This window comes from Pragia fontium DSM 5563 = ATCC 49100 (genome assembly GCF_900112475.1).
Taxonomy (GTDB): domain Bacteria; phylum Pseudomonadota; class Gammaproteobacteria; order Enterobacterales; family Enterobacteriaceae; genus Pragia; species Pragia fontium.
The window spans coordinates 25,358-44,703 of record NZ_FOLW01000004.1 but is presented as its reverse complement, the minus strand read 5'-3'; the positions used below and the strand labels follow the sequence as shown (position 1 = coordinate 44,703).

Here is a 19,346-nt window from a genome sequence, read left to right as displayed (position 1 = left end):
AATTAACCAATTGATAATACTAAACAAAAATAAAATAACAGCTAAAAGGAAGAGTATAAAAAATAATTTAATTTATAAAAATAATTTTATTTAAACCAGTAGTTCATATAATTCATCAGATTAAGAAAAATTTTATCTCTGCTTTTTTATTTATTCATTAACGAGATGGCAATACCATAAATTAACGATCGTCGTGTCGTTCCACTCTATTATTTAAGATACACCGGTTTCTCTCCGCGGATAAAATAAAAAGTCGCACTTGTTTAATAAGAAAAGTTTCAAAGATGAAACCGTGAAATAGAGTGAGCCATGTAATTTAAATACAATTAATGATTGGTATTTACCTGAGTAAAATATAGATCACCATCTCAAATGATAATTATTGTTCGAATTTCAATAACCGTTTAGACCGGCTGAGTGTAAAGAATATAGGTGCTGGATTGCTTGATAATGAAACAATCGGCCTGCTTAATTTGTTATTCCCGGCTCAGACGAATATAGTGAAGCCAACTAACGTTATTCAGACGACTTGCCACCAACACCAGAAGGAATCACTTATGGATAGGATAAAATATCCTTATAAAATGAATCGTTTTTTTGTGCTGATGGCTATCGGCTTTTTCGGCTGGTTAACCTATTTTTCGTTCAATCAAATCGATGATGTTGACCAGTGGTTGGTGATTGGCCAATCGGCCAAACTCTCGGTGACTCAAACCCAATACTTACTTTCCGCAACCGCCATCATTTTCGCCCTGCTGACGCTCATGTCGTTCTTAATTCTGCTCAACAGCTTTTCTTCTCGCCAGAACCTGATCTTGACCTCTGATTCCGTTAACTACCCAAAAGGTCACGTAATGTCGAAAATCATCACCGTGCAATATGGCGATATCAGGGCATTAGAACGGGTTAATCGCCAACACAATGAAGCATTGGAAATCGTGACGTTACAGGGAAAATATCGAATTCAAAAAAGCCTGTTGAAAAATGAAGCGACCTTTAATGAAGTGTGCGAACGACTTCAACAGCGAGCCGCTCCGTTTATGACGGTGATTTAGTCTATTGATATGATCGGTCATCCCTTTCGATTGTCTAGCCGATAACCGTCCATTAACGTTTAGATCAAAACTGCTTTGGCGGATGCTCTGTCACGCATACGCTGTAAATACCCGGGTAAATATTGCAGCCCACTGAATAATTGCTCGGCATGCGGTAGTCTTTGCAGGTAATCCAGCATCGGAATAAGAATGGCATCGGCAATGGTAAAGTTGTCGCCTTTAAAAAATGGTTTACTTCCCAGCTCTGTATCTAATAGCCCAAGCACTTTAAGCACCTGAGGTTCAGCTGCTTTAATCTCTTGTTTTCTGATCTGGCCTTCTGGCCCTCTTGGAAAAGCAAATTCCAACAGATAATCACGCACCAACGCCCGATCAACATAGATAGCCAAGCAGTTTGACCATTCATCAACTTCGGCCTTAGCTTCGGCGGTATCTGGCTGTAAAGCGACCCCATCAAAACAGTTATCCAGATAGCGACAAATGGCCGGGGTTTCAAAAAAACGTTTTCCATGGTGAATTAATACTGGCACTTTACCAAAGGGATGGAACTGAAACAGGCTACCGTCATTCAGCGATACCGTTTGTTGGTCGATTGTCGAGCCAACGGTATAGGCAATCCCTTTTTCCTCGCAGCATAATTGTACGCTACGCACGAAAGTACTGAACTGCGGGCCGAGTATATGTACCTTATCTGACGTCATAAAATCGATTCCTTTGATTAAGCCTGTTAGAAAAAACCAAATAAACTATTTCTTATCCATCATATTCCGCAGATTAGCAAACGGGTTATGGGTTGCCAGCCCCTGATCTTTTTGGGCATCTTCCCCAGCGATAACCGTTGAGCCATAGATATCCGCTTCAGTATATTTAGAGTGCTCATGGTCATGGCAAAACAGACAAAGCATTTCCCAGTTACTACCATCTTCAGGGTTATTGGAATGATCGTGATCGATATGGTGTACGGTTAACTCACGTAAATTGGAATAAACAAACTCGCGAGAGCATCTACCACACACCCATGGAAACAACTTAAGCGCTTTTTCGCGATAGCCGCTTTCAAGTCTGGCATAGTTTTTAGGGATATAAGCCATTATCAACCTTCAAATTAAAATATCGGAATTTGTTCTGTTAAACATCTTATAGCTAAACTATCCGGGTTCACAAATGGAAAAAGCGTATGTCTTAACATTTCAGCACGCAGTGCGCGCACCCGGTTGCCAGCCATCAATACGTGACACTGTCACTAATTTTGAATTTAGCGGTTAATCTCGACCATTCGGCTTCAAAGGTTCAGACAAAGAATATTAATGTGGCAGAGTACTCAGTCGTCGGTGAATCAGGAGAGATGTGGGCCAGGAGATTCCCCAGCCCATAACGTTATCATTAGAATGCGTATTTCAGGCCTAACGTTAGCGAAGTATCACTATAGCCATATTGACCGACTTGTTGAGCAACGTTAGTCCACAGGCTCATATTTTTATTTAACTGTCCATCAATACCCAGTTTAACTTCAGCCAAATTTTTATCGCCCTGCTGCTCTATCGTGGCACCACCGTCCATTCTTGCGCCAAACTGTTTGCTATTGTGAATCCAACTCGTCTCAATAAAGGGTTCAAACTCTCTGTCTTTGCCATCATCAATTGAGTTGTGCCCTTGCATATAGGCTCTAAACCCTAATTTTGTCATCACATTACCGTCACCTTGACCAATCATTTGTGTACCATTGGCTTCGGTATGGCGATCGGCTTCAACATTCATCCAAACAATCTGAGCCTTAGGCTGAATAAAATAGCGCTTACCCGCATTTCTATCCTCTCCAACTTTAAATGTATAGCCACTCTCAATAGAGGTTGTCACACCACTGGCGTTATACTTTTCGGAAGGTAAGGCATCGCCATTAACCTGGTTTTTAAACCAGCTATACTGAGCCCAGATATCAATATAGGTTCCAGTTTTCTCCTGCTGATTAGCATACCAAGTGGCATAACCGCCAGCGGAATAACCATAGACTTCATTTTTTGAACGATAGCCCGACAATTTTGAATAGCTATCACCTTGGCTATTACCGTAACCCGCCATCAGCCCCAAGTGAAGTCGATTAAGGCCATCGCTACTCCATTGAGCAATATCCCCCCCCAGTTGCACCACATAACGATGACTTTGGGTTCTCAATTGACGACTGTTACTGCGCACTCGATTATGCCCACCAACCTGCCTTAACCACATGCTGGTAACGCGAGTTTCACCGGTCAGCGCATCAATATATTGCGTTTCGCCTAAACGGTCGTGCAGGGAGGTATTAAATAGCGTATTTGCCGCAGCCAGATTGGCGCTATAGCTCGCTGCCTCTGGCCGCTCATTATGTAATATAGGTTTTTCAGACGGCGCATCTGGCTGATTATTAGACACATCAGGTTCTTTGGGCGGTATATTGGGTTCAACATATTCGCTGGTTAAATACCAATTCGCACTGTTGTTACCACTCCCTCTCACTAACGTATAATCATAAGCACCGGCTACAATTCGCCCTTCCTGAGTAAAAACGCCGTCAGACTTGCCCTGAACGCTAATCAGCTCAACTCCTTGTATCGTCTGAGCGCCTTTTCCGCCTAGATTGGTCACCCTTACCCGAGTATTTCCGGAGGTATCCCCAATCACGGTTAATTTATCGGTTAACGAATCGTCCCCATTAATCGCCCCGTTCATCAACAATAATCCACCATTACCGACGTAATTTCCGCTAATGGTCAGATGCGTGCCGGGCTGTTCACCAAAAATCAACGTACCGGCATGGGTTAATGAGCTTAACGTCTGATTAAATCCATTCAAATCAAGGTGACTATCAGCGTAAGTGGCATAATCTGCCGCTGGACTGAAGGTATTTTCACCCCCGGCTTTGAGAGTACCGCCATAGAGCGATGTCATCCCCGTATAGCTATTCGCCGCTGATAGTGTCGTTACGCCGGAATAAACATCTACGGTACCGTCACCAACAATCCGTGGGGTAAAGGTATAGCGCTCTTCCTCAGTAGCAGTATGATTAAACACGATCTGCCCCTCGGAATTTTCCAACGTATTACCCGAGATATTTAACTGACGGTTACTCAATTGAATTTCATCTGCAATAACATAACCCGCTTTTTGAGCGGTATCACCGGCTATTGCACCAATCGCCAAAACGCCTCGAGAACCATCATTTAAACCTAATAGAATATCACCGTTGAAATGACCTAAATCCAAACCTAAATTCGATACCCTTTTGGCAAAAACACTGCCACCGTCAGCCACGGTTAATGTACTAATATCGCCATCAATCTCGCCAACTCCCATCAAAATGAAGCCCGCATTAAGTGAAGAACCACTACCGGTAACAACAACTCGCCCAGAGATAGGATCATTGCTGCCATTGGCATAAAACTGCCCTATTGACAGCATATCTTTAATGTTGACGCTTCCTCCGTCCTGAACGGTCAGTCTATCCGAGAGCAACATAAGCGGAACGGATAATTGACTGCCAGTATCAGAAACAATGATTTCTGCACGAGATCCGAGTCCGGCACCGCCGATATATCCGTAAGTACTCGCGCTAACCTGTCCACCATCCGAAATCAGCAATTTCCCCTGACTATTTTCCGTATAGCCAATCATCAACGTCCCCGTTTTTAACGAAGAACCTTGACCGGTAACGTGAAGCTCTCCGCGAGAATTAGTCCAATCCTTAAATATCCAACCACCAATACTCACGATACCATCGCTAGAACTATTATCGATCAGTCCGCCTTCGGAAACGGTCAGTGAGCCCGAGGTATTATCCCCGCCAATGATCAGTGTATCGCCTTGTGGCATCGCTAACGGGTGTCCTGCGTCAACCTGAACGTCAGCCCCTTCAACCAGGTAATCGTCTGCCAATGCCACATTCGAGGTAAACGACAGAGCAATCGCAAGCGCCATCGCTGAAGGTTTTATCGTCATTATCATCTTTTGGTTGCCCGCTTTTAGCTGATTTAAGCCGCGAGGAAATGCATCCATTGTTTATCAACTCCTGGGGTATTTAGACCAAACATCACAAAAAGAGGAACCACGGTTAAGCAGAAAAGGCATATTCACCTTTCGAGCTACCCGATTTTCTGCAATGTGCTTTATAAAAAATATCAGCCTGAACATTAAAAATGTATTTTATCTATCGAGTAAAATGAAAGTCAGGCTGTTTATATTATTATCTCTCTTTCTTTTTAATTGTCCACATGCAACCGATTAAAATATTAAATCAAAAATCACAAAAGTAGTTTTAATCTTAATAATTACATGTGAAATCAATTTAAATAATAAATAACTACAATATTTTCATAAATATATAAATCCATGAGCTGCTTTATTCTATTAAGCAGTCTACTCATTTAATTTCACCACGGAACTTCAGCACTCAATGCCACAGTTAATTTAGGCCACTTATAATAACCAAGGTAAATTAAAAGTTAATACTCTGCCTCAGCACTGAGGAGGAAAAGACCAGACGCCAGACCTCTCAGCCCATCTCCAGTCATGAAAAAATGTTTTCATCACCTCTGTTGCCATTGTTTAATCAACAGATGACGCCAGCGTTAATTGTTTTATTGTTATTCATTCCTTCATGGATAATGATTAAAAAAACATCACTGGAAAATATTGAACAACTAAATTTAATCTATATTCCAGCAAAGATTAAATCTCCGCCTCCTTTAATTGATAACAATGATTAATATGTTATTTTAAAAATAACCACTTAGCTTAATCCTCTTCATGGTATTACCTATATTTCCAAATCAATAATTTTATTTAAAAACCGTGCAACAGTTAAGGAAATAAGATTAATTACCCAAAATTTAAACTTAAATTAACTTGAATGAATACTTATTAATACTTAAATATAAGCTTGTTTTTATAAGCATTAGGAATAACACGCAGTAATCAATACGAAATAGCTGATACCCCCTATTCTGCCTAACAAAAACATCACAAAATATTATCATGAGACGCTAATATTTTTTTACGATTAAAATCTCGCTGTAAGCCTTGCTATATCTAGCTTTTCAATAAAGATTGATGATAAAATCACAACGGGCTACGACTAGTGATTGCCAAACCATGGTAAGTGCTATATGGTACGCCCCCTGCGCTCACCCCAGCGGATGGATGATAAGACTTTTTATCTCCGACGTTTCAATGAACCCTGCTCTGTTTTATCAGACGTAGTTTCACTGAAAATGAGCGCACCATCGATTATTTCAGGTGTAGTGCTATATCCAATATATAGGCTGCATTGAGTAGGGCTTTTGGGAAGGGCTTGGAAAATAATGCAACATAATGCAGTACGAATGAAAAGAGTACTTACCACTCCAGCGTTAGTATTCTTTGGATTGGCCTATATGGTTCCATTGGGTATCTTCACCACATATGGTCAAGTTACAGTACTCAGTGAAGGTCACCTACCGGTGGCTTATATTATCACCTTATCAGCAATTTTGTTTACGGCCTTAAGCTATTGCCGTATGACAAGCGAGCTACCTCTTTCAGGTTCAGCCTATTCCTATGTCCAAAAGACATTTGGGGGTAATTTGGGCTTTTTAGTTGGCTGGACTCAATTACTTGATTATCTGTTCTTACCAATAATTAACTATATTGCTATTGGTATATTTATGCATGAAGCATTCCCGTCAATTCCGATGGGTGTGATTATCTGCGCCACCATATTTATTGTTACCAGCCTGAATATTTTAGGTATTAAGCTGGTTAGCTCAATGAATATGCTGATTATTCTGATGCAATTGGTCTTTATTGCGGTATTCCTGTATCTGTGCTTCCAGACCACGTTTACTTTAGATGTGGACGCATTACTGGTGCCGATTACCTTTGCCCAAAATCAGGTCTCTGGCCTGTTTGCCGGTGCCGCGGTGCTTTGTCTGGCATTTCTTGGTTTTGATGCTATTTCAACCATGGCTGAAGAAACTAAAGACGCCAAGCGTGCTCTACCACGCGCCATTATGTATACCGTCTTTATTGCCGGTACGCTGTTTATCATTATTTCTTACAGTGCCCATCTGATTTATCCGGCATGGCAGGACTTTATTCCTAATACCGACACCGCCAGTCTGGAAGTGATGAAGAAAGTGGGCGGTGCCCTGATGGCATCCAGCTTTATCATGGCTTATGTTATCGGTGTTTTTGCTTCTGCTATGACATCTCAGGCCAGTATCGTCCGTATTTTCTACGCTATGGGTCGTGAAGGTGTGCTGCCGAAGTCTGTTTTCGCCTATATTCATCCGCGTTTACAGACCCCGGTGATTTCGATCATCTTCGTGGGTATTACATCGCTGTTTGCCTTGGTACTGTCGTTAAGCATGGTTGCGTCAATGATTAGCTTCGGTGCACTTATTGCATTCACCTTTGTTAATCTGACGGTGATTAAGCATTTCATTATTGATAGCAAAGAGAAAGTCAGCGCTAAAACACTGTTTACCTGTTTGGTCTTACCTTCCATCGGTGTATTGTTAACACTGTGGTTATGGACTAGTCTGGATAAAGAAGCGTTAACCGTTGGCTTGATTTGGTTATCGGTAGGTGCAGCCTATCTGGCACTAATTACCCGCGGCTTCCGTAAAACGCCGCCGTCGATTTCTGCTGAAGAAGTGGACCTGATTATCGGCTAACTTACCCCCTATTACAGAGAGTATGATTAGCCTAAACGGGGAGAACTTCATTCTCCCCGTTTATCATTTTACCGCCTAATTAGGGCTTATCTTATTATCCCGTTCCTTTTAATATACGGGTAATAGGTCTAAATATGTGCTGACGTGAATCCATACACGCCAGCAATTTACAACAATGTTTCAATAAGTGGATGTTTGACGATGAGTAATAAAATGGCCGACGTCATTTATTTTAATGGATATATCTATACGGCAGATGCTGAAAACCGCGTGGTTGAAGCCGTTGCTATCGCCTCAGGAAGAATTCTGGCCTGTGGTACAGAGCAAGAGCTACAAGGGTTTATTACACCACAAACCCAGCAGATAGACTTGCAGGGTAAGATGATGATGCCGGGTATTATTGATGGGCATATGCATCCATTTTGGGGCGGTGAACAACTATCCGGCTGTCATCTTAATTACGAATCGTTGACGATTGAACAAATCTTACAGCGTGTGCAGCAACATCTGGATAAAGATGTGCTGAAAGGTGAGAACGACTGGTTAAAAGTTACCGCGTGGTTACGTCAGGGAATGCTGCCTGCCGGTACGGATATGTATCGTTCGGATATGGATCGCCTGAATACCTCACGCCCGGTGATTCTGTTCTCCAATGACTGTCACACTATGTTGGCCAATAGCCGCGCTCTGGAACTATTTGGCATCGACAAAAATGCCCCAGAACCTAGCGATGGCAAAATAGGTAAATATGCCGACGGTGAGCTCAACGGTATTCTGGAAGATGCCCCGGCGATGCGCGCCGTTGACAGTATTCCATCATTAAATGCTGAACAGGCAGTAAAAGTTGCCGAACTGGTGCAGCAGGTGCTGAATGCGCAAGGCGTCACGACTGTGATGGATGCCCGCGTTTCACCGAAGCAACTTGATGCGTTCAGTGTATTACAACAGCAAAATAAGCTGACGGTTCGTTTTCAGGCCGCCCGTGAAATCACCCCGGATGACGCCCATAGCGTAGAAGCCGTTGCCGCTGCCGTCGACAAAGCCGTTGAGTTCGCTAACCGTTATCATCAGGCAGAGTGGACCCCAGAGCCAGGTATTGGTCTACACAATATCAAAATGTTTGTTGATGGTGTTCTACAACCGCCAACCATGACCGCATCACTGCTTGAGCCTTATACCATCAATAAAGGTACAGAAGAGGCGCCAGACTGGCAGTTAACCGACCGTTATGGCGATCTCTATTTCACTCCTGAGATTCTTGATGAACTGATGGAAAAAATTGCCGCTGCCGGGTTTGATCCCCATCTGCATACCGTCGGTGAAGGCGCAGTTTCCATCGCGCTGGATGCCATTGAAAAAATGCGTGCCGCTCATCCGGATAAAGATATTCGCCCAGGGCTGGCGCATAACGAACTGGTGAATGCCAACGACTACCAGCGCTTTGCTCGTTTGGGTGCCATTGCCTGCCTGTCATTCCAGTGGGCAGCCCCTACCCCGGAACTGATTATCGCTGAACGGCATATGTTGGGAGAAACTCGTTTTCAAGAGCTGGAACCAATTGCCAAGTTTATCGATGCTGGTGCCGTCGTGGCATTTGGTAGCGACTGGCCAATTGATGGGTTAGATGAATGGTACGATCTGAAAGTCGCCGCTACTCGTCAAGGTCGTACGGTTAACGGCGTAACACCGCCGCGTCTGGATAACGATCGCAATCTCACCGTAACCGAAGTTCTGCGCTCCGCCACTATCGACTCCGCCTATGCCCAGCATCGCGAAGACGTTATTGGCTCATTAGAACCGGGTAAATTTGCCGATATGATCGTACTTGACCGAAACGTTTTTGATATTCCAGCGCAAGATATTGAGAATGTCACGGTGTTACGTACCATCGTTGGTGGAAAAACCGTTTATATTGCAGAGTAATACGGAAATACATTACGTTAGATTTGATGACAAGCCCTAAAGATTGGGCAGGTTGATTGACTAAACATAAACGGAAGGAGAGGATTACAGGCTACGCCCTGTAGCCTGCCCTTCGGGCCAACACTTCGTGTTGTTCAACGCCGTTCCTGACGGCGTTGTCTGTTGGGGTCGTAGCAGCTTTAGCTGCCGAAGCGCCCCTAAGAATCGTAGGCCTGACGCCCGTTGAACTCAAAAAAATCGCCTCTCGTCCGTAAGAAAAAGTGAATATTCCGACATTCTTTTTACGGACGAAATATTCACTGAAATCAAATTAAATAACTTTGTCAGCAGTCTCAATCCGCCTAACTGAATAAGTTAAGCGGATTTTTATTGTTCAATCAGAATATCCGAAACAGATAACTCACATCACCGCAGCAAACGCCTGAGCAACCCGCTCCACGTTTTGACTATTCAGTCCAGTCAGGCACATCCGACCATTTCTAACCAGATAGATAGCAAATTCACTCTTCAGACGATCAACCTGTTCTGGCGTTAATCCGGTATAGCTAAACATCCCCGTTTGCTTAACCAAATAACTTGAATCAAGCCCCGGTAATGCTTGAGACATCACATCCACCATCTTTTGGCGCATTTGTATAATGCGATTACGCATTTCACTCACTTCAGCCATCCAAGTCGCTTTTAACTGTGGATCGCTCAGTACCAGCGAAACAATTTGCGCACCGTCTAACGGCGGGCTGGAATAATTACGACGCACCGTCGCTTTTAACTGCCCCTGCACTCTTACGGCTTCATCAGCGTCATCGCAGAACACCGATAGTCCACCACAGCGTTCGCCATAAATGGAGAAGTTCTTCGAATAAGAGTTCGATAACAGGCACGGTAAGCCCGCTGATGCCACGGAACGAATCGCATAAGCATCTTCATCTAAACCTTCGCTGAACCCTTGATAAGCGATATCCATAAATGCAATGAGCTGACGCTCGGCCAATACGGCGATCACTTGATCCCACTGCGCCGGTATCAAGTCGGCTCCAGTTGGGTTATGACAACAAGGATGTAGCAATACAATGCTTTTTGCTGGTAGGGTCTTCAACGTAGCCAGCATTTGCTCAAAGGCCACGCCGCGCGTTTCACTGTCAAAATAAGGATAGCGATTGACCTTAATACCCGCCCCTTCAAAAATGGCTACGTGGTTGTCCCACGTCGGATTACTTACCCAAACTTCAGAATCAGGAAAATGGGCTTTCAGAAAATCAGCACCTATTTTCAATGCCCCAGAGCCGCCCAACGTCTGAATGGTTGCTACTCGGTTGGCAACCAAAGCCGGATGCCCTTCCCCCAATAACAGTTGTTGCGTGACGGTACGGTAAGACGGCATACCATCCATAGGTAAATAGACCAGCGGGTCATGATTGGTTTTAAATAACCGCTCTTTCGCCTGAGCCACCGAGTTTAAGATAGGAATCCGGCCCTGTTCGTCATAATACAAACCAATACTCAGGTTAACTTTTGATTCACGAGTATCTTTCGAAAACTCTTCCATTAATGAAAGAATTGGATCGCCGGCATAGGCTTTGACGTGCTGAAACATTTCTGACCCCTTATTTAGCTGTGTCCTTTGCTGTCTAATTAATGATCTGGTGATATCGCTCTTTTCCAGACCTGATAGTAGCTCTTTGAAACTGTACCCGGTAATTAACTACACGCTTAAATCACTGCTAACGGTACTTACCTGTTATGACAAGATATAGCCTAATACATAATGGCTGAATCTAATACCCTAAAAGCTGAGCAAAACGGTAACATTATCTGGCTAAAGCTACGCTTTTCAACCACCACGTAGAATAAAACTAGATAAAAGGTCAGCCTGGTTGCTACTCTTAGCATTTCTTATTCTCAAAAGAGTAACAATATTATGACAATCCAAAGTAATGACCGCTACCAACAACGTCAGCAAAAAATTAAACAGCAGGTTGATAGTCGGGTTGCTGCCGCCACAGAAGACCGAGGATTGTTAATCATCTGTACCGGAAATGGTAAAGGGAAAAGTACTGCCGCGTTTGGTACCGTTACCAGAGCCGTTGGCCACGGCCAGAAAGCAGCAGTAACCCAATTTATTAAAGGAACTTGGGAATGCGGTGAACGTAATTTACTTTCACGTAACGGCGTAGAGTTTCAGGTCATGGCAACCGGCTTTACTTGGGATACTCAAGATAAAGAGAGTGATACCTTAGCGGCTCAGGAAGTCTGGCAGCACAGTAAGCGAATGTTATCTGACCCTTCACTGGATTTAGTGGTATTGGATGAAATCACCTACATGATTACCTATGGGTACATTGTCCTTAATGAACTGATTGATGCACTACAACAGCGCCCATCAGGTCAGACAGTCATCATCACCGGACGTGGATGCCACCGTAACCTGGTGGAAATGGCGGATACAGTGACAGAAATGCGCTCAGTAAAACATGCGTTTGAGCATGGTCTACAGGCCAGAAAAGGCATCGACTGGTAACCCACGCATTTATAAACAATCATCAATATAGCCAATAAGGTATCTCTATAAAAACCACCTTACTGGCTATGATATTATTGCAACGTTTATCGATTAAGTAATATCAATAACGCAGGCAATGACCGGATGTCCATCCACTAACATCGGCGCTCCGCCCCGGTGAACTTTATAGCCCTCTCTTTTAATTAATCGTTCTACCGCCAGCGGAGACACGGTAATTACTGTTGTCGCATTAAACTGCTTGATATAATTGATTGACTCTCTTAGCAATCCTACCGCAATGGCCGAAGATGAACTTCCCGCCTGCTTCTCCATACTCGTAGCCTTAAGATCCATTGCCGAAAATCTTGATATTTCCCAAATAAAAGGCGAGTGTGGAGGAGGCGTTCCATTTAATAGCTCAGGAAAAATCTCACTCAATAGATAAGGTTCACTGGTTGGTAACAGTCTGGAACATCCAATAATCTCTTTTTTACTATTTCTGGCAACAACATATATGGTTTCTGGTTTATCAAATTGATCCCTTTCATATCCGACCGGAGTGTCTAATTCCCAGCCTAATTTTTCCACAAAAACTTTATAACGATAAGCCGCAAGTTCATTTTCTAATCCACCGGGTAAGCTATTTGTTGAACCGGATAAAAATTCCATAATTTGTCTTCCTATATTATTAACTGCGTGGAAAAACATATTAATAACATTGGATTATGGATAGTAACCTGACAGATCTAACAGCTATAAGAGTTGCTTATTGAGTGATATACTGTCCTGTTTTGCTTTGCCACTCTATTTGAGCGATTTTGTTATCCAGCAATTGCTGGGTCCACGCCTCTTCATCCTGAATGGGCGACGTCGACTCACTAGCATGAAAAACGACGTTGCTAAAAACCGGACCAATTTTTACATATTGGCAACACGCATTTTCATAACGCAATTCCCAATCCCAACCAATTGATATCACGGGAGATGTTTGGCTCACCCATTCGGTATAGCCATTAATCACCGTTGCAACTCCTCCAAGAAAGTGCTGATTAGCCGGTTCTTCATAGACCGCAGAGTGCAGATGAATAAATTCAATATGTTCAAAAAAATCAATGTGTACCTTAACTCTAAGGTCATCCATGATGACATTATTACCACTGCTGTTGGCTTTGTTGATATCTCTTTTATTTTGCACTCTTAGCTCCTTGCAGTTTAATTGATAAAAATTTTAACTTGTGATCAACATTGATTATCAGGACTTATTTCGTTTACAGCCCTACATTATAATATTAGTATACTAGTTACTCGAACGAGTCAGTCACTAACTATAATTGTATAATTCAATCAACGGTCTGGCTTATTGACATATACACTACCTGTAATATGAAATAAACTCATACTGTTGTTATACTATGCACTGGCTGTGTTTAATCTGTTCTGGGTAATATATGAATGCATTGCAATCAAAGGAAGGGTTTTGAAAATTAATTTATATAAGACATATGAGAATTTATCAAAAGCCAAGGATAAGGACGCCTTCTTTAACACACTAGAAAAAGCAGTCAATAATCTTGGATTTGAATACTGTGCTTACGGTGTGAGGCATACGTATCCCATTTCATCCAATAAGCCACAGGTTATTAATAATTATCCCGATGACTGGAATTCAACCTATTCAAGCAATAGCTATATTGAAATAGATCCTACCGTTCAACACTGTGCACAAACAACGCAGGTACTGTTTTGGCAAGCTGAAGTTTTTAAAAACGTGCCTTATTTTTGGGAAGAAGCCAGATCTTTTGGTATTCATCACGGTATATCCCAGTCCCAAAAAGATAATCACGGTAGAATGGGTATGTTGACCTTTGCCAGCGCAAATCAAAATCATACATCTAAAACATTACTGCTTCAGGCTCCCTCTCTTATTTGGTTATCCCAATTAGCCCATAACCATTTGGCTGAGTATTTAATGCCTCTGGAAACGGCCACTCTTGATTATCAACTGACTAAAAGAGAAAAAGATATTTTACGCTGGACGGCTGAAGGAAAAACGTCCAATGAAATATCAATTTTAATGTCTATCAGCGATCGCACTGTTAATTTCCATGTAAACAATATTTTGAAAAAGTTATCGGTTTCAAATAAAACGGCGGCTACTGTTAAAGCAATGGTTCTTAATCTGCTTTAACTATTTTAATTTAGTAAAATAACTATCATCAACGTGGATAATCGCAGCTGTCCATGAGTGTCTTTATCCATTTTTCAGAATAATCTCTTAATGAAATTAAATTATTCGATCTATTCGATCGAATAATAAGCAATTGATAGGTTGGTGATTTCTTAGTAACACCGAATAAAAAACAACACATTAGCTATTTTTACTTAGTTAGCACTATCGACTAAAAAAGATATAATATTAGCCACTGTATAATCATTTGTCCTGTTTCAATCCCTGCTCAGCCAATGGATAACGTGATATCACACTCTGATAGCGTTCCCATTTGGCGAGTAATCATACAGGCTGAGTCAATAATCGGCAAAATCATGGCGCCCCCGCTGCCTTCTCCTAATCGCATCTCCATATCAAGATAAGGGCGCACACCAAGATAATTAAGCGCTAATTGAGCCCCTTTCTCCGCAGAACAATGAGAAGGAATCAAATAAGGATGTACCGTTGGCGCTATTTGCATCGCAATCAGTGCCGCCGCATACGACAGAAAACCATCCAGCACCACAGGAACACCGGCCGCAGCAGCACCAATAATCACCCCGGCCATACCGCCAAGTTCAAAGCCACCGACTTTTGCTAAGACATCGATACCATCTTTAGCATCGGGCTGATTTATTTCAATTGCTCGTCTAACCACATCAATTTTATGTTGTAGGCGTCCCGGCGCTAAATTGGCCCCGATACCTACGGCATCATCTGGGTCGGCGTGACACAATACGCTAACAATCGCAGCGGCCGAGGTGGTATTTCCCATCCCCAGTTCCCCAACGCCGAGTAAATCAACGCCTTGATTAACCTGTTCCATAGCTAAAGCGGCACTGCGTTCAATCAGTGCTACCGCCTGATCCCGCGTCATGGCGGCTTCTTTGGCAATATTGCCCGAGCCCCGTGCAACCTTATGATTTAACACCCCTTCAATAGGCGCTGAATCAATACCGCAATCCACCAATAAAACCTCAGCGCCTGCCTGTTTTGCCAATACATTAACCCCGGCTTTCCCTTTGACCATATTCACCATCTGAATCTGGCTAACCGCCTGAGGTGCCTGACAAATACCTTCAGCATAAACGCCGTGATCGGCGGCCATCACAATGATTTGTTTACGGGGATAGGCAATATCAGTACGTCGGGATATTCCGCTAAGTTGAATGGCAAGCTGCTCCAGACGCCCCAAACTACCAATCGGTTTGACCAGTTCATCCAGCTTCTCCGTCATTTGCTGCATAGATAGCGTATCTAACGGACGAATTTGATTAATAATCTGGGACAGCATACTCATAACATTGAAAACCTTAAGGAAGTAAGAGAAATCAGGCAGTCGCCTCACCGTGAGTATTCAAATGTCGAATCACGGCATGCCCCTGATGAATGTCGATAACGCTATAGGCGTCATGGTGGAAAGTAAAGTGCCAAAATGCCTCCGCAGGCATATTTAGCAGGGAAAGCAAAATACAGCGCAATGTCCCTTGGTGCCCTACCAACAACACGTTTTGTAAGGCCGCCGCTTCAGCTTGTTTCAACCAAGCGGTAAATGTCTGTTCAACTCTTAGAGAGAACTGATTAAAACTTTCACCCTCCGGCGGCGCGATCCCTTGCCAGTCATTACACCAGGCAAGATAGTGCTCGGCATCATTCTGTTCCAACTCTTGATAATGCCGCCCTTCCCACTGACCAAAGCTGATTTCATTTAACCCTGCCAATACCTGATGGGATTCACGGTTTAATGGGCAAATATAAGCCGCGGTTTGTTGAGTTCGCAACAAACCGCTGGTAATAACCTGTTCAAACTGGATAAGCGATAGCCTCTGAGCCAGTGATTCGGCCTGCCGGATACCTTCCTCGTTCAGTGGATGATCGGTTAACCCGAAGTAAACACCCCGCTGATTAATCTCAGTCATACCATGCCGAACTAAATACAGCCTCATAACCTAGTGAACCATCAACAACAGAAACAGCAATTCAGCAATTTCAATACCGGCGCCTAACGTATCCCCGGTCTGCCCGCCCAGCTTATTTTGAATCAGGGCGCGGTAGAGCAATAAGATAACCCCGGTTGCTGCGGCCATCAAAACACCATATCCACCAATAAACAGAAACACCAAAATAGCGCCAATAATCAATGCCGGATAAAACTCACCGCCACCAATCTTGCCAATAAACAGATTGCCCATTCCGCTCTCACGCGCATAGTTCTGACGATACATTAATAATACGCTGAGTGAGCGGCTGACCACTGGAGCAATAATCAATAACCCCACCACCGCAGGCTTGCTTTCGGCTATCTGATATACGGCAAAAATGTGCAGTGCAGTTTTAAATATCAGCGCCAGCGCGCCCTGAACGCCTATTCGACTGTCACGCATAATCTCTAGCATCCGTTCCCGTGGTCGGGAAGAAAAAATGCCATCCGCCGTATCAGACAATCCATCCAGATGAAATCCGCCGGTTATCATCGCCATGGTCAGAACCGCACAGGTTGCCGCCAGCAGATTACCCCACCAGAGCTGAGTCAAAACAAAAACAAACGCACTAATGAAGCCAACGGTTAATCCGGTCAATGGGAAAACCACCGTCATCCGGTGATACTCTGAGATATCAACATCATCGGTATAACGTGAGGGAACCGGAATACGCGTCAATAACTGTAGTGAAACCAAGAAGAGTTTGATGTATTTCATTGTTAACCTTTAATCTTCATATCAATACCAGACACCACAAAATGGACCTCATCAGCCTGCTGAGCCAATTGCTGATTAACCCGACCCGCAATATCCAAAAAGCGACGCGCCAGCGTATATTCAGGGACAATGCCACAGCCAAGCTCATTCGTCACAATGATGATATCACTGCGACTTTCGCTACAGGCTTTCAATAAATCATCAACTTGAGGGGTCAACCAACGTTCAATATCATCGTAATCCAGCATTTCAGGATCTTGGTTTCCTGCCCGCTCAAAAATCAGATTGGTCAACATGGTTGTTATACATTCTAAAACGATAACGGGAAAATATTCAGACTGTTGGCGAATCTCATTGCCTAATTGGCGGTAACCTTCATGGGTTCGCCAATGTGTCGGTCGCGTCTGTTGATGGATCGCAATACGCTGCGACATTTCCTCATCCGTCGCCAGAGACGTAGCAATATATAGCACATTGCCGCCGTAGCTCAGTGCACGTTCATTCGCCATCTTTTCAGCCAGACGACTTTTTCCACTACGAGCCCCACCGGTAATCAAAATCATGATTTCCTTACCTTACAGCCGCTTTGCTGCTCCATAATCTGATAGATACGTTCAATATCGATATGGGCTCGCATATGCATCGCCAGGTTATCGTATTCTTTCTGCTTCATTTCCAGAAATGAAAAATTCTCGGCCAATGGGGGGAGATCCTTACGCTGGCGTAGCTGATTAAGCAGGCTTCGGGTAAATGCCCCTTCATCAAAAATCCCGTGAATATAGCTTCCCATCACATTGCCTGAGGAGCTAACGGCACCATCGTCTTCATGAATAAGCTGACTATTGCGAGAGGTTAAACGACAGAACGGCTTAACGCCCGGTGCTCGAACGGTTTGTCCCATATGAATTTCATAGCCTTGAACCACCAGTCCATCACTAAACAGCGGGGATGATGCAGTTATCCCCACGACTTGAGTCGTGACTTTATGTTGAGCAAAACGGGTTTCGCACTCCAACAAACCTAACCCCGGCATTTCTGCTATCCCTGACTCAATGCCATCGTACAGTTTAGTGCCTAACATTTGATAACCGCCGCAAATTCCCAGAATAGGAATCCCCAATTCCGCTAAGCGTTTTATCTCAAGATCTAAACCGCTTTCATACAAATAGCTTAAGTCTCCCAGGGTATTTTTACTGCCGGGAATAATCAGCAGATCGGGATAACCAATGGCTTCTCCGCAGGCCACATAGCGCAGATGCACATCCGGCTGGGCCGCCAACGGATTAAAATCAGTAAAATTCGATAGGTATGGCAACTGTAAGACTGCAATATCCAGCTCATCATATTTGGCATAGCCATGTTGCCGATATTTGTTCTGGCTTAGGCCAACGCTATCTTCATCTTCAATATTCAAGTCAATAAATGGCATTACGCCCAATACCGGTACTGAAGTCATTTGCTCAATCATTTCAATGCCGGAATGTAGCAGCGCAATATCTCCCCTGAACTTATTGATAATTACGCCTTTAACTCGCGCACGTTCATCATCACTCAATAGTGCCAGCGTACCGTAAATCGATGCAAACACCCCTCCGCGATCGATATCTGCCACCAAAATAACCGGCGCGTCGATTCGCTCGGCCATTCCCATGTTAACAATATCCCGATCCCGCAGGTTAATCTCGGCCGGACTACCGGCTCCTTCCAGCACCATAATGTCATGTTCAGCCGCCAGACTGCGGTAAACCTGCTCAATCTGTGCCATTAATTGTGGCTTATAATGGTGGTAGGTCTGCGCATCCATACTGCTAAAGACCTTACCCATCAACACCACTTGTGCCTGCATATCGCTGCTGGGCTTAAGCAATATTGGATTCATGCGTACATCAGGTTCCACGCCAGCCGCTTCCGCCTGAAATATTTGCGCACGCCCCATCTCATCACCGGCTGCGGTGATCCCTGAATTTAATGCCATATTTTGCGATTTAAACGGCGCAACGCGGTATCCATCCTGATAAAAGATCCGGCATAGTCCGGCTACCAGAACGCTTTTGCCAACATCGGAGGCCGTCCCTTGCAACATGATTGATACGGTCATGAATTACCTTAAGATCAACGTCTATCTACGTGATGAAAACCAACTTTAGGCTCAAGAATAACGTTTTTTAGCATTACACCTCAACCTATGGCAGATTGTTTGTGGTGCAAACCATTTTTAGCGCCATTATATTGAATGCCATATCTTTCTATTTTCTATCATCACGCTGGAGAATA

The 19,346-nt window shown here is 43.6% G+C and carries 16 protein-coding genes; 5 read left to right on the top strand and 11 right to left on the bottom strand.

Features of this window, described 5'->3' with window-relative positions; all coding sequences use genetic code 11:
- The first annotated feature begins 557 nt into the window (after nucleotides 1–557).
- Entirely contained in the window at nucleotides 558–1,055 is a 498-nt protein-coding gene (locus BMZ28_RS07815; RefSeq protein ID WP_074822121.1) for a hypothetical protein, read from the top strand.
- A gap of 59 nt (nucleotides 1,056–1,114) precedes the next feature.
- On the opposite strand, the gene BMZ28_RS07810 is transcribed toward BMZ28_RS07815, so the two are convergent.
- The 3 genes from BMZ28_RS07810 to BMZ28_RS07800 all read right to left on the bottom strand — a co-directional run bounded on the left by BMZ28_RS07810 (nucleotide 1,115) and on the right by BMZ28_RS07800 (nucleotide 5,084).
- A complete protein-coding gene (locus BMZ28_RS07810) occupies nucleotides 1,115–1,756 on the bottom strand; it encodes a glutathione S-transferase family protein (RefSeq protein WP_074822119.1) in 642 nt (213 codons plus the stop codon).
- 45 nt (nucleotides 1,757–1,801) lie between these two features.
- Nucleotides 1,802–2,146 carry an HNH nuclease YajD gene (yajD, locus tag BMZ28_RS07805; RefSeq protein ID WP_047781219.1) on the bottom strand — a complete coding sequence of 115 codons (345 nt, stop codon included), beginning with the start codon at nucleotides 2,144–2,146 and terminating at the stop codon, nucleotides 1,802–1,804.
- Nucleotides 2,147–2,438: 292 nt separating this feature from the next.
- Entirely contained in the window at nucleotides 2,439–5,084 is a 2,646-nt protein-coding gene (locus BMZ28_RS07800; RefSeq protein WP_074822116.1) for an autotransporter outer membrane beta-barrel domain-containing protein, read from the bottom strand.
- Between the two features lie 1,304 nt (nucleotides 5,085–6,388).
- Between BMZ28_RS07800 and BMZ28_RS07790 the strand changes: the two genes are divergently transcribed.
- Together BMZ28_RS07790 and BMZ28_RS07785 are read left to right on the top strand one after the other, a co-directional pair.
- The gene (locus tag BMZ28_RS07790) at nucleotides 6,389–7,741 is read left to right on the top strand and encodes an APC family permease (protein WP_047781220.1); all 1,353 of its coding nucleotides are present in this window, start codon (nucleotides 6,389–6,391) and stop codon (nucleotides 7,739–7,741) included.
- A gap of 201 nt (nucleotides 7,742–7,942) precedes the next feature.
- Nucleotides 7,943–9,664, top strand: a complete 1,722-nt coding sequence (locus BMZ28_RS07785; RefSeq protein WP_074822111.1) for an amidohydrolase — start codon at nucleotides 7,943–7,945, stop codon at nucleotides 9,662–9,664.
- Nucleotides 9,665–10,064: 400 nt separating this feature from the next.
- Here BMZ28_RS07785 and BMZ28_RS07780 read toward each other — a convergent pair whose 3' ends face one another.
- On the bottom strand, nucleotides 10,065–11,258 hold the full coding sequence (locus BMZ28_RS07780) for an amino acid aminotransferase (protein ID WP_074822107.1): 1,194 nt from the start codon (nucleotides 11,256–11,258) through the stop codon (nucleotides 10,065–10,067).
- Nucleotides 11,259–11,582: 324 nt separating this feature from the next.
- On the opposite strand from BMZ28_RS07780, the gene cobO reads away from it, so the two are divergent.
- Nucleotides 11,583–12,182, top strand: a complete 600-nt coding sequence (gene cobO / locus BMZ28_RS07775; protein ID WP_047781223.1) for a cob(I)yrinic acid a,c-diamide adenosyltransferase — start codon at nucleotides 11,583–11,585, stop codon at nucleotides 12,180–12,182.
- A gap of 93 nt (nucleotides 12,183–12,275) precedes the next feature.
- Here the strand turns inward: cobO and BMZ28_RS07770 are convergent, their stop codons facing one another.
- Both BMZ28_RS07770 and BMZ28_RS07765 read right to left on the bottom strand, forming a co-directional pair.
- Nucleotides 12,276–12,833 (bottom strand): acyl-homoserine-lactone synthase, encoded by a 558-nt coding sequence (locus BMZ28_RS07770; protein ID WP_047781224.1) that lies wholly within the window; start codon nucleotides 12,831–12,833, stop codon nucleotides 12,276–12,278.
- A 97-nt stretch (nucleotides 12,834–12,930) separates the two neighbouring features.
- Entirely contained in the window at nucleotides 12,931–13,359 is a 429-nt protein-coding gene (locus BMZ28_RS07765) for a DUF4902 domain-containing protein (protein ID WP_074822104.1), read from the bottom strand.
- Between the two features lie 282 nt (nucleotides 13,360–13,641).
- Here BMZ28_RS07765 and BMZ28_RS07760 point away from each other — a divergent pair, with 282 nt between their 5' ends.
- A complete protein-coding gene (locus tag BMZ28_RS07760; RefSeq protein WP_053007609.1) occupies nucleotides 13,642–14,352 on the top strand; it encodes an autoinducer binding domain-containing protein in 711 nt (236 codons plus the stop codon).
- Nucleotides 14,353–14,620: 268 nt separating this feature from the next.
- Here the strand turns inward: BMZ28_RS07760 and cobT are convergent, their stop codons facing one another.
- From cobT to BMZ28_RS07735, 5 genes are read right to left on the bottom strand one after another with little or no spacing between them, the layout of a single operon-like run.
- Nucleotides 14,621–15,673: a nicotinate-nucleotide--dimethylbenzimidazole phosphoribosyltransferase gene (gene cobT, locus BMZ28_RS07755; RefSeq protein ID WP_074822101.1), complete on the bottom strand. Its 1,053-nt coding sequence runs from the start codon at nucleotides 15,671–15,673 to the stop codon at nucleotides 14,621–14,623.
- A 31-nt stretch (nucleotides 15,674–15,704) separates the two neighbouring features.
- Nucleotides 15,705–16,319, bottom strand: a complete 615-nt coding sequence (gene cobC, locus BMZ28_RS07750) for an alpha-ribazole phosphatase (protein WP_074822097.1) — start codon at nucleotides 16,317–16,319, stop codon at nucleotides 15,705–15,707.
- Between the two features lie 3 nt (nucleotides 16,320–16,322).
- Nucleotides 16,323–17,072, bottom strand: coding sequence for an adenosylcobinamide-GDP ribazoletransferase (cobS, locus tag BMZ28_RS07745; RefSeq protein WP_345889633.1), 750 nt, complete (start codon nucleotides 17,070–17,072; stop codon nucleotides 16,323–16,325).
- A gap of 2 nt (nucleotides 17,073–17,074) precedes the next feature.
- Nucleotides 17,075–17,635 carry a bifunctional adenosylcobinamide kinase/adenosylcobinamide-phosphate guanylyltransferase gene (gene cobU / locus BMZ28_RS07740; protein ID WP_074822096.1) on the bottom strand — a complete coding sequence of 187 codons (561 nt, stop codon included), beginning with the start codon at nucleotides 17,633–17,635 and terminating at the stop codon, nucleotides 17,075–17,077.
- Nucleotides 17,632–19,170 (bottom strand): cobyric acid synthase, encoded by a 1,539-nt coding sequence (locus tag BMZ28_RS07735; protein ID WP_074822092.1) that lies wholly within the window; start codon nucleotides 19,168–19,170, stop codon nucleotides 17,632–17,634. Before BMZ28_RS07735 ends, cobU begins: the two co-directional genes overlap by 4 nt.
- Between the last annotated feature and the right edge of the window lie 176 nt (nucleotides 19,171–19,346).

Bases quoted from the DNA above. Each gene is read 5' to 3' on its own strand.
- BMZ28_RS07790 (WP_047781220.1), top strand. From the start codon at position 6,389: ATGCAACATAATGCAGTACGAATGAAAAGAGTACTTACCACTCCAGCG.
- BMZ28_RS07800 (WP_074822116.1), bottom strand. From the start codon at position 5,084: ATGGATGCATTTCCTCGCGGCTTAAATCAGCTAAAAGCGGGCAACCAA.
- cobU (WP_074822096.1), bottom strand. From the start codon at position 17,635: ATGATTTTGATTACCGGTGGGGCTCGTAGTGGAAAAAGTCGTCTGGCT.
- cobT (WP_074822101.1), bottom strand. From the start codon at position 15,673: ATGAGTATGCTGTCCCAGATTATTAATCAAATTCGTCCGTTAGATACG.
- cobO (WP_047781223.1), top strand. From the start codon at position 11,583: ATGACAATCCAAAGTAATGACCGCTACCAACAACGTCAGCAAAAAATT.
- cobS (WP_345889633.1), bottom strand. From the start codon at position 17,072: ATGAAATACATCAAACTCTTCTTGGTTTCACTACAGTTATTGACGCGT.
- yajD (WP_047781219.1), bottom strand. From the start codon at position 2,146: ATGGCTTATATCCCTAAAAACTATGCCAGACTTGAAAGCGGCTATCGC.
- BMZ28_RS07735 (WP_074822092.1), bottom strand. From the start codon at position 19,170: ATGACCGTATCAATCATGTTGCAAGGGACGGCCTCCGATGTTGGCAAA.
- BMZ28_RS07815 (WP_074822121.1), top strand. From the start codon at position 558: ATGGATAGGATAAAATATCCTTATAAAATGAATCGTTTTTTTGTGCTG.
- cobC (WP_074822097.1), bottom strand. From the start codon at position 16,319: ATGAGGCTGTATTTAGTTCGGCATGGTATGACTGAGATTAATCAGCGG.
- BMZ28_RS07770 (WP_047781224.1), bottom strand. From the start codon at position 12,833: ATGGAATTTTTATCCGGTTCAACAAATAGCTTACCCGGTGGATTAGAA.
- BMZ28_RS07810 (WP_074822119.1), bottom strand. From the start codon at position 1,756: ATGACGTCAGATAAGGTACATATACTCGGCCCGCAGTTCAGTACTTTC.
- BMZ28_RS07785 (WP_074822111.1), top strand. From the start codon at position 7,943: ATGAGTAATAAAATGGCCGACGTCATTTATTTTAATGGATATATCTAT.
- BMZ28_RS07780 (WP_074822107.1), bottom strand. From the start codon at position 11,258: ATGTTTCAGCACGTCAAAGCCTATGCCGGCGATCCAATTCTTTCATTA.